General features: G+C 35.1%; 11 protein-coding genes. 2 read left to right on the top strand and 9 right to left on the bottom strand.

Going from position 1 to position 9786, the window contains the following annotated elements; all coding sequences use genetic code 11:
• Positions 1-240: 240 nt before the first annotated feature.
• Positions 241-1023 (top strand): MlaE family ABC transporter permease, encoded by a 783-nt coding sequence (locus DM84_RS02560; RefSeq protein ID WP_250778185.1) that lies wholly within the window; start codon positions 241-243, stop codon positions 1021-1023.
• The gene (locus tag DM84_RS02565) at positions 1016-1726 is read left to right on the top strand and encodes an ABC transporter ATP-binding protein (protein WP_250778186.1); all 711 of its coding nucleotides are present in this window, start codon (positions 1016-1018) and stop codon (positions 1724-1726) included. The genes DM84_RS02560 and DM84_RS02565 overlap by 8 nt, the downstream gene beginning before the upstream one ends.
• 8 nt (positions 1727-1734) lie before the next feature.
• Here the strand turns inward: DM84_RS02565 and ccmE are convergent, their stop codons facing one another.
• From ccmE to DM84_RS02610, 9 genes are all read right to left on the bottom strand, one after another.
• Positions 1735-2133 carry a cytochrome c maturation protein CcmE gene (ccmE, locus tag DM84_RS02570; RefSeq protein WP_250778187.1) on the bottom strand — a complete coding sequence of 133 codons (399 nt, stop codon included), beginning with the start codon at positions 2131-2133 and terminating at the stop codon, positions 1735-1737.
• Positions 2117-2254: a CcmD-like small membrane protein gene (locus DM84_RS02575; protein WP_250778188.1), complete on the bottom strand. Its 138-nt coding sequence runs from the start codon at positions 2252-2254 to the stop codon at positions 2117-2119. The genes ccmE and DM84_RS02575 overlap by 17 nt, the downstream gene beginning before the upstream one ends.
• Positions 2251-3045 (bottom strand): biotin--[acetyl-CoA-carboxylase] ligase, encoded by a 795-nt coding sequence (locus DM84_RS02580; RefSeq protein WP_250778189.1) that lies wholly within the window; start codon positions 3043-3045, stop codon positions 2251-2253. Before DM84_RS02580 ends, DM84_RS02575 begins: the two co-directional genes overlap by 4 nt.
• A 1-nt stretch (position 3046) precedes the next feature.
• Positions 3047-4441, bottom strand: a complete 1395-nt coding sequence (locus tag DM84_RS02585; protein ID WP_250778190.1) for an NADH-quinone oxidoreductase subunit N — start codon at positions 4439-4441, stop codon at positions 3047-3049.
• On the bottom strand, positions 4438-5880 hold the full coding sequence (locus tag DM84_RS02590; protein WP_250778191.1) for a complex I subunit 4 family protein: 1443 nt from the start codon (positions 5878-5880) through the stop codon (positions 4438-4440). The genes DM84_RS02585 and DM84_RS02590 overlap by 4 nt, the downstream gene beginning before the upstream one ends.
• Positions 5881-5883: 3 nt before the next feature.
• On the bottom strand, positions 5884-7740 hold the full coding sequence (gene nuoL, locus DM84_RS02595; RefSeq protein ID WP_250778192.1) for an NADH-quinone oxidoreductase subunit L: 1857 nt from the start codon (positions 7738-7740) through the stop codon (positions 5884-5886).
• Between the two features lie 4 nt (positions 7741-7744).
• Positions 7745-8053, bottom strand: coding sequence for an NADH-quinone oxidoreductase subunit NuoK (gene nuoK, locus DM84_RS02600; protein WP_250778193.1), 309 nt, complete (start codon positions 8051-8053; stop codon positions 7745-7747).
• On the bottom strand, positions 8044-8631 hold the full coding sequence (locus tag DM84_RS02605) for an NADH-quinone oxidoreductase subunit J (RefSeq protein WP_250778194.1): 588 nt from the start codon (positions 8629-8631) through the stop codon (positions 8044-8046). The genes nuoK and DM84_RS02605 overlap by 10 nt, the downstream gene beginning before the upstream one ends.
• 417 nt (positions 8632-9048) lie before the next feature.
• Positions 9049-9687 (bottom strand): TomO hydrophobic C-terminal domain-containing protein, encoded by a 639-nt coding sequence (locus tag DM84_RS02610; protein WP_250778195.1) that lies wholly within the window; start codon positions 9685-9687, stop codon positions 9049-9051.
• Positions 9688-9786 lie beyond the last annotated feature (99 nt).

Consider the following 9786-nt stretch of genomic DNA (forward strand, 5'->3'; position numbering starts at 1 on the left):
TTTTGTCATTGAGCCTGCAGATCAAAAACAAGTTTTGAGTCAGAAATACCCTTAGCGTTATAGTAATGAAATTGTTGGAATTTGTCAAGTAGTTTTTTTGTTTCATCAAACGCACTATCAAAAGTTTGTTATGCGAGAAGTCTAAAGTATATTGAACGTAGAACATATCTTAGCTATACTCTGCGATGAAGTTAACAAAAATTTTCAGTAAAACTGATTTTTAGCTGAGACAAATGTAAAGTGAACTCTTTTGATATAAATGGTATTAGAATAATCGGCAGGTGCTTTATCAACCTCTTGTTGAGGCTTGGTAATGCATCTATATTTTTTATTCAATCTCTATATCACTGCTTTACACCACCATACTATTTAAGCAACATAGCAAGACAAATTATAGAGATAGGCTTTCTTTCCTTGCCAATTGTTGGACTTACAGGGGTTTTTATAGGAGCAGTGATAATCTTGCAAAGCAGCTTGAGTGGTCCATTGATTAGTCAAGAGCAAGTAATACCCAAGCTTGTCACGGTCACCATCATTAAAGAGTTAGGACCAGTTTTAATCAGCTTAATAATGGTAGGAAAAGTTGGATCATCAATTGCGGCAGAAATTGGCACAATGCGCATCACCGAACAAATAGACGCACTTACAACCTTGAACATCAGCCCTTTCAAATACTTAATTGCACCAAGGATTTTAGCGTCAGTTATAGTATTCCCTATACTTACAGTATGTGCAGATCTAATAGGAATATTCGGAGGATATATCACTGCAGTTTTTGAATTCAACCACAACGTGAACATATATATAAAATATACAGCTCAATTCTTCAATATGAACGATTTTATCACTGGGCTAGTGAAAGCAACTGTTTTTGGCGTCATAATTTCTGTCTCAAGCTGCTATTACGGTTACCACTGCAGAGAAGGTGCTCGAGGAGTAGGTATTGCTACAACATCAACTGTTGTTTTATCATCCATACTGATTATTTTAGCAAACTACATGATTACTTTGATGCATGCATAGTCCCATAATATCAATATCGAACTTAAGCCTATCTTTTGATGATAAAACGGTATTAAACAACATAAGTTTTGATATATTCAAAGGAGAATCACTAGTCATACTCGGTGGCTCAGGGAGTGGCAAGTCTGTATTAACAAAAACAATCATTGGCTTGCTGACACCGGACTCAGGGTTTATTAAAATAAATAGCAAAAGCAAAAATAAATTTGGAGTTTTATTTCAGAACTCCGCCTTATTCGACTATGTTACAGTCTGGGAAAATATATCTTTTAATTACACGAAACGCTTCAATATCAACAAAAAGGAGGCAAAGCAACTCGCAATTGAAAAATTAAATGATGTCGGGCTGGAGAAAAACATAGCAGATATGTTTCCGATAGAGCTATCAGGTGGAATGAAAAAAAGGGTAGCGCTTGCAAGAGCAATTGCACACAACCCAGAGATTATTGTATTGGACGAACCAACTTCAGGACTAGACCCAATTATGTCAGATACAGTAAACGAGATAATAATGAAACTGTCTAAAGACCTTAATCCTACGATTATCACGATTACACATGATATTCATAGTGCATTTAAGATAGCTGATAAGACAGCAGTATTATATGAGGGAAGCATCATCTCCCATGGAACTGTTCAAGAAATAAAAAATACTGAAAATGAATATATAAGAAAATTTATTCGCTATGTACGTACGAAATAAAAAATTCTCTATTTTATTACTTGCTTTCGAGACATATAATTCTCATCATGTTTTGCAAACACTGTGTCTGCCAAAAAGGCGCCATTATCAAGCATTCTACCTTGCACAACAACACCACTTTTTTCTGAAAACATTGGTGGGAGTATTCCCTGATATTTTACCACAACGCTCTTGTTAAAATCCGTCATTTGAAAAATCACTTCACTTTCGTTGCGTATCACACTGTTCTCAATAACCATTCCACCAATACAGATTGGCTTTTGACTGTTTGGCAAAACTACCGCCTCACTTACTGTATAAAAAAATGAGATATTTTCTTTGAGCGTTGTTAAAATCAAAAAGACTGCACAATTTAAAAAGAAGAAAACTCCTGAAACTATAAGTAATCGCTTATGTTTCTTCTTCATTATTGTTTTTAAGGCTTTCTAAAATTCTTTTGCTTTTGATATAGCAAGAAATAGTAAAAATCAGTTCTCCAGCAATCAATATAAAGCCAACAAGGTAGGCAAAAATTACATATGTATTCATAATGCACTATCAACAAATAACTCACCCGCATCAGAATAAATTAAACTTTCATCTTTTTGCTGTAATACCAATCTACCACTTTTATCTATATCGACAAAAATTCCCTCGTGCAATTTGCCAGCTAGTTTTACGCTGATTTGTTCATTCATTCTGAACGCTCTTTTCAGCCACATTTCCCTTATAGCATAAAACCCGTCAAATATCCACTGTTTTCTTAGTTTATTAAAGTTTATTATTAATTCTTTTAATAGATCCGTGTTAAACACAGACTTGCCGTAGCTGCTAACGCATGTTGCTTCTGAAAGTGGTGTATGATCAATATTAATTCCAATTCCTATAACTAACCAATTTGAATTAGATTTTTTTTCAAGCAATATTCCACTTATTTTCTTATCATCCACCAAAATGTCATTTGGCCATTTATATTGAATGTTACTATCACCTATAAATAATGATAATGTATTGCCAACAGCAACAGCAGTAACAAAAGTCAATTCTGTTAACTTACTTAGATTTTCTCTATTATTATTCCAGTACGTGACTCTAGAGCCCAGCGTTGGAATGATACCAGAACGATTGTGTAAGAGATCTATAATTAAACTTGCACAAAAATTGCCTTTTGGAGAAACCCAGCTTTTCCCGGTGCGCCCTCTACCATCTGTTTGCTTATCAGCAATAATAGTGGCTTCATTTGATATCTCTTTATCAATTAAGTCCAATGCTTCCCTATTAGTGCTAGAGACTTCTTTATGATGATGAATATGAAAGCCCTCGAATATTTCAGGAATCACCTTATAACCCTTTAGTTATTAAATGAATTAGCGAGCATAAATCCTCTACATATATAAAAAGAATGATGTTGATTAAGGAAGCCACTGAAGTGATGATGAATAGCCCCTTAGAGTAAGTAATTTTATTACCACTAGCCTTATCAAAATACATAGCTTTTATGATATTTAGGTAGTAATAACATGATATAACACTTGCTACTACAAGGATCAAAGATAGACTGATAAAGCCTGAGTTTATTAGACCTTTAAATATAAACAGCTTAGCAAAAAACCCTGCAAGTGGCGGTATTCCTGCCATAGAAAGCAATAGTATAGAAAGATGAAATGCTAAAACCGGGTGTTTCTTCCCTATACCAGATAAATTTGCAATATTACAATCGTCATCGTCAATTTGTATGAAATATGAGAACAACCCTATGCTTGTAACGATATACATCATCAAATACGTCAAGGAGCTATCTGTTCCCTCCCACGTAAAAATAGAAAGCGAAGCAAATATGAAGCCAACATGACCTATTGAACTGTAAGCAAGCAACCTTTTTAGGTTTTTTTGTCGTAAAGCCCCAAAAGCTGAGATAAGCACAGATAATGCTGAAACATACAAAAGAACAGGTTGAACATAATTTTTGACATTTACTAATTCCTCATTCATCAATCTAATTAAGAATGTTACAAGCGCAGCTTTTGGAGCAGTAGAAAAAAACGCAGTCACTATGGTAGGTGCACCTTGATAGACATCTGGAGCCCACATATGAAAAGGAACAATAGCAAGCTTGAAACATAAACCAATAAGGATAAAGACCAACCCAAAAACTATTCCATAGGTTACCTGATGGTTTTGTACAAATGAACTTAACTGAGAAAAATCTATTTGCCCTGCATATCCATAAAGTAGCGACACTCCGTATAACATGATGCAGGAGGATAACGCACTGAGCGTAAAATATTTCACTCCTGCTTCGCATGAATAAACTGAATCTTTATTAAAGCTCGCAAGAACATATAAAGGTATACTCATCAATTCAAAAGCTAAATAAAAAGAAATTAAATTATTTGCTGAAACCAGCGTCATCATGCCAAACAGCGCAAAAAGAATCAGTATTGAAAATTCATATTTATAGTCATATTTTGATAAATTCAGCAGCAAGAGTACTAAAACTCCTACGATAAGGATCAATCCTTGGGCCGATCTGATGTATAAGTTAAGTTTTAACAATGAATTGAAGAAAAAAACTTCATTATTTTCTGCTAAGAGAACTAAAACGATCAAGGTAATCGCTGTGCAGCCTAGTGCTAGCAAGTTAATGGTGCGGCGGTTGAACACGATCCCAAGCAGCAGCAACACTAATGAGGAAACAATAGAGAACATTTCTGGCAATATCTGTATATAGCTCATAGGACGTTATACTTGACTAATAAATTTGCCATACATGGCTTTAAATAATTTAGTGCAAGAGTTGGGTAAAATCCAAGCAAAATAACAAGCACTGCAAGCAGAATTAAGACAGAAAATTCTATGCCATCTAGACGATTATTCAATAATTTAGAATAGCTGACTCCCCATATTGTTTGCTTGCATAAATTCAGCATATAAACTGCACTCAAAATGGTACCAAGTGCGATAAATCCTGTAAAAAATCCTATGCTCTTGAACATTCCAATCATAGCCAAAAACTCACCTATAAACCCAGACGTTCCAGGCAGCCCAATCGAGGCCATTGAAAATAAAATAAACATAAAACCAAATTTTGGCATCGTGTTTACTATGCCAAAATATTTTGCAATCTCCAAAGTTCCAGTTCGAGTATATAGCATCCCAACACACAAAAACAAAGCAGCAGAAATAAGGCCATGACTAATCATTTGAAACACAGCACCAAGTACCCCCTCCTCACAAAATGAAAAGAGGCCAGCAGTTACGATTCCCATGTGCGCTATTGAAGAATAAGCTATTAGCTTCTTTATATCGTCCTGAGCAAATGCAACTAGTGAAGCATATATTACTGCAATTGCGCTTAACACAACAACGAAATTTGAAAAATAGAAGCTTGCCTGAGGAAGCATTGGAATAGAGAACCTTAAAAATCCATATCCTCCCATTTTAATAAGCAGGCCAGCTAAAATTACCGATCCAGAAGTTGGCGATTGCACATGCGCATCAGGAAGCCAAGTGTGGAATGGAAACATCGGAACTTTTATTGCAAAAGAGACAAAAAATGCAATCCACAACAATGATTGCACCCCAAGATCAAGACTTGGCATTAATGTGGCTAATTTTTGTATATCGAATGTTCCAAAGACATTATACATATACACTAACCCAAGCAAAAACAACAACGAACCGGCAAGTGTATAGAGAAACAATTTAAATGCCGCATATACCCTTCGTTTTCCTCCCCAAACACCGATAATAAAGAACATTGGTACTAAAGCAGCTTCGAAGAATACATAAAAGCTTACGGCATTTAGTGAAATAAAGAAACCGACCACAAAACTTTCAAGCAGCAAAAACAATGCCATATACGGCTTGAGAGTCGTATAACTCATTTTGCAATTGTAGAGTATACAAATAACAAATAAGAAAGTTGTGAGTAGAAGAAAAGGTAGCGATATACCATCCATCCCTATCCCTGCGTTTCTAATTGGGTAGCTGACGAGCTGGAAGTCCGAATTATTATAATCAAATCCTATACAAGCTACAATGCTAAGTAAAAATGGCAGTACAGCAAAAAATAGAGAGAGGAATCTTAGGTATATGGATTTATGATTGATCTTGATTAGAGATAAAATCAACGCTCCTATTAGTGGAAGCAAGAATATACTAAGTAACAACACTTTCTATTTAATTCCAATAATATACAAAGCACCAATTATTAAAGTAATAAACATAACAAACGCATAATCAAATATGTAACCTGTCTGTAACTTTATAGAACTTTTTGAACACTCATTAACCAAACTTACCACACCATTTGGTCCAAATGAATCAACAGCTTTAACATCAAACTTCCATAGAAATCTAGATATGAACTTCATCGGTGCAACTATGACAAAATCATATATCTCATCAAAGTACCATTTATTCTGCAAAAATTTAAGTAAAAGTTTACTTTTAATCTGCTGAAGTTTTTGATAGCGGTAAATTAAGTACGCAAGCACTATTCCGCTTAGACTCACTAGAGTTGGTAGTAACTTTATAAAGAAATTATGGACTTCATGCTCACTAACAACTACTAAACTTGATTTCCAAAACGCATTACTAGTTATATTCAAAACATTTGCTCCCCATATTCCAGAAAATATCGATCCAAAAGCAAGTATTAGTAGCGGTATAAGCATAATTTTCGGTGCTTCGTGTATATTAATTTTACTTTGTTTTTGGCTATGAAATGCAAGAAGCAATAACCTCCAAGAATAAAACGCCGTAAAGAACGCAACAACCAAGCTCATTACGAAAGCAAAACTATCAGCACTATAAGCATGTTCAATTATTAGATCCTTTGAATAAAAACCTGCAAATGGAAATATCCCAGAAAGTGCAAGAGATCCAATCCACATGAGAGCGTAAGTGCAAGGAATTTTTTTCCAGCAGTTTCCCATTTTCTGAATGTTTTGCTCATGATGCATTGCATGAATCACATTACCTGCACTAAGAAATAATAAAGCCTTGAAGAAGGCGTGTGTCATTAAATGAAAAATAGCGACATTGTAAGCAGAAAGGCCACATGCCATGAACATATAACCAAGTTGGCTGCAAGTTGAATAAGCAATTATTTTCTTTATATCGTTCTGAGTAATCGCAACGGTAGCTGCAAAAAAGGCAGTAAGCGCACCAACAATCACTATCAATCCTTGTGCTACATTTGACAGCTCAAATAATGGAGAACATTTTGCCACTAAAAATATACCTGCCGTTACCATAGTTGCTGCATGAATGAGTGCAGAAACAGGGGTTGGTCCTTCCATTGCATCTGGCAACCAAACATGCAGACCAAGCTGAGCAGACTTTCCCATACAGCCAATAAAAAGTAATATGCATATTATATGAACCACTCTGAATTCACAACAGAATGCCCTAATGTTCTGTGCACCAAGAAGATCAGCTGTGTCAAGAATTTCAGCAAATTTCAAAGAATGAAATGTGTAATAAATAAGAAAAATCCCGATTAATAGCGCAAAGTCCCCTACTCTATTTACAACAAATGCTTTGAACGCTGCATTATTTGCAGAGTATTTCTGAAACCAAAATCCTATGAGTAAATAAGAGCACAAGCCAACTCCTTCCCAGCCAAAGAAAAGCTGCACAAAATTGTCACTCACGATCAGCACAATCATGCAAAACGTAAACAGCGATAAACAAGAAAAGAACCTAGACTTTCCCTTATCATGTTTCATATAACCGATAGAATAGAGATGAACTACCAGCGAAACGGTGGTAATTACAATCAGCATCAAAGATGAGAGAGCATCCACACTAATCGCCCAATTTACTTTTAGGACGCTCAACGAAAGCAAAGGGAATAAACTCAAGTGATAATTTTGAGAAAAGGTGAAAAAAACATACCAAGATAAAACAGCAGATATTCCGATTCCTGCAGTTGTTATTAACTGACTAAAAATATCTCTCCTAAAAAGCGCTGCAAATAATGAACTAAAAAGTGGCAAAAATACTATTAATTTTAGTATATCAGTCATATCTTCACTCTTTCATTAAGTTCGCTCGTTCAACATCTATATTGCCGCGGCTTCTATAATATACAACCAATATTGCAAGTCCTATTCCTGACTCCGCTGCGGCAACAGTCAACACAAACATGACAAAAATTTGCCCAACTATATCATTCGTAAAAGTAGAAAAAGCGACTAAATTGATATTAATTGCTAGCAATAATACCTCTACTGACAATAATATGTTGATTATACTTTTACGGTTGATGAAAATACCACACACTCCAATAGTGAATAAAATAGCGGCGACTACCAAGAAATGATTTAATCCTATTTCCATTCTACTCCTTTTCCAAATTTAGCCTTAACCAACTTTACAGATGAGGATTGTGTCAATTGCTTTAACACATTCTGTCTTTTGATTCCTTTTTTCTTATCCTGCAAAGTAAGAGCAATTGCGCCCACAATTGCAACAAGTAGCAAAATGCCAGAAAGGTGAAAAGCGTACATATAGTCAGTATAGAGCAAATTACCGATGGCTTTCACGTTATTAGCATTATAGTTTATAACATTGCTTATATTCAGCGCCGAGCTGCGGATTACGAAACTGACAATGAGAAAAAACACAACACATAATATAGAACCGACAGTCAGATACTTTGCAAAACCCTGACGCAATCTTATGTAGTCAATATCGAGCATCATAACTACAAAAAGGAACAACACTACAACTGCCCCGATATATACTATTAACACCATCATAGCAATAAACTCAGCTCCAAGGAGGATAAAAAGAGCTGCAGAGTTAACGAAAGTGAAAATTAAAAATAATACTGCATGCACAGGATTCCTTGCGCTGATCACACAAATAGCGGATAAAATGCTAAGAATTGCAAAAAAATAAAAGAAAAAAGTCATTAATATTTAACTGCAACAACAGTTACTAATTTAAAGTAACTATCGCTATGAAGTCAATAAACTTATTGCATGGCAGCGTGTGTCACGAAACAAAAAAACTACTTGACAAATTCCAACAATTTCATTATTATAGCGCTAAGGGTATTTCTGACTCAAAACTTATTTTTGATCTGCAGGCTCAATGACAAAATTCAGTAAAAAACTCGGGGTATTTTTTGGCGGATTGTATCAAATTATAGCGGCTGCATGTCTTTTTCATTTTTTCTACATTCAGCTAAATCGCGCTTAAACTAAGCGTCAGTAAATTATTATAGCGCCAATTTAAAGTATTATAGAGTCAAAGCTCGCCGCTCGGGGTTTCTTTGCCTTTTTTCTACCTAGTAAATTTCTTAAACATTTACTACTAGAGATAAAACTCTACAGACTACTTCTAAGCAATCGCTGATTATCTAGTTGATCAACTTTAACATCGCTAAGTGCTGTATTTTCTTTGTACAAACAGTGACGTCCTAATGCAAAAAAAAACAACGCAGGTAGAGCAAGTGCAGCCCATACTGCTAAATAACGTGTTTCTAAACTTGCAACAACAGCAAATGTTCCAGCTACTATAAAAAAAGGAAAAGAAGTATATTTACTCTGCTTTCTATTCTGAGCGTTTGCTGCTGGAAGTTTTATATTTTCATCCTTTTTACTACTTAACAGATCTTTGTCTTCCATAAGCTGGTTATTTTTTCTAGTAAGATCATCGATAGTTCTTTGTTGCCCCGAGTTTTCTTGTACTTTCCATTTAAAACTTTTTTGTAGTGTAGCAAAGTCTCGCTGTGCTCTATTCAGCTCCCCCTCTTTCAGCTCAAGCTGAGCTTTTGTCCATTGAAGTTCATCCCCTTGTTCCAACTTTTGAGCCAAAATCAAATCTCTTTCTTCTCCAAGTTTGACTATTTGGCCATTAAGGTTTTCAATCACTTGCTCTAGTTCTTGAGCACTCTTCCTTGAATCAATCAGTGCTTTTTCTTTTTCTGCAAGCTGAGCTTCATATTGCCTTGATTGATTAACCATACGCGTCAAGTTAAGGAAAGAAGATGTGAAAGAGAACAGAATAATAACGATGAATAAAATAACTTACCTATCAAATAACCTCAACAAATTTTTCAATGA

Origin of the sequence: Wolbachia pipientis (assembly GCF_023661085.1) — a bacterium.
GTDB lineage: Bacteria > Pseudomonadota > Alphaproteobacteria > Rickettsiales > Anaplasmataceae > Wolbachia.

What these genes read in the sequence shown, in the direction of transcription:
- DM84_RS02565 (WP_250778186.1), top strand. Translation starts at nt 1,016, where the DNA reads ATGCATAGTCCCATAATATCAATATCGAACTTAAGCCTATCTTTTGAT.
- DM84_RS02575 (WP_250778188.1), bottom strand. Translation starts at nt 2,254, where the DNA reads ATGAATACATATGTAATTTTTGCCTACCTTGTTGGCTTTATATTGATT.
- DM84_RS02610 (WP_250778195.1), bottom strand. Translation starts at nt 9,687, where the DNA reads ATGGTTAATCAATCAAGGCAATATGAAGCTCAGCTTGCAGAAAAAGAA.
- DM84_RS02605 (WP_250778194.1), bottom strand. Translation starts at nt 8,631, where the DNA reads ATGACTTTTTTCTTTTATTTTTTTGCAATTCTTAGCATTTTATCCGCT.
- nuoL (WP_250778192.1), bottom strand. Translation starts at nt 7,740, where the DNA reads ATGACTGATATACTAAAATTAATAGTATTTTTGCCACTTTTTAGTTCA.
- nuoK (WP_250778193.1), bottom strand. Translation starts at nt 8,053, where the DNA reads ATGGAAATAGGATTAAATCATTTCTTGGTAGTCGCCGCTATTTTATTC.
- DM84_RS02585 (WP_250778190.1), bottom strand. Translation starts at nt 4,441, where the DNA reads ATGAGCTATATACAGATATTGCCAGAAATGTTCTCTATTGTTTCCTCA.
- ccmE (WP_250778187.1), bottom strand. Translation starts at nt 2,133, where the DNA reads ATGAAGAAGAAACATAAGCGATTACTTATAGTTTCAGGAGTTTTCTTC.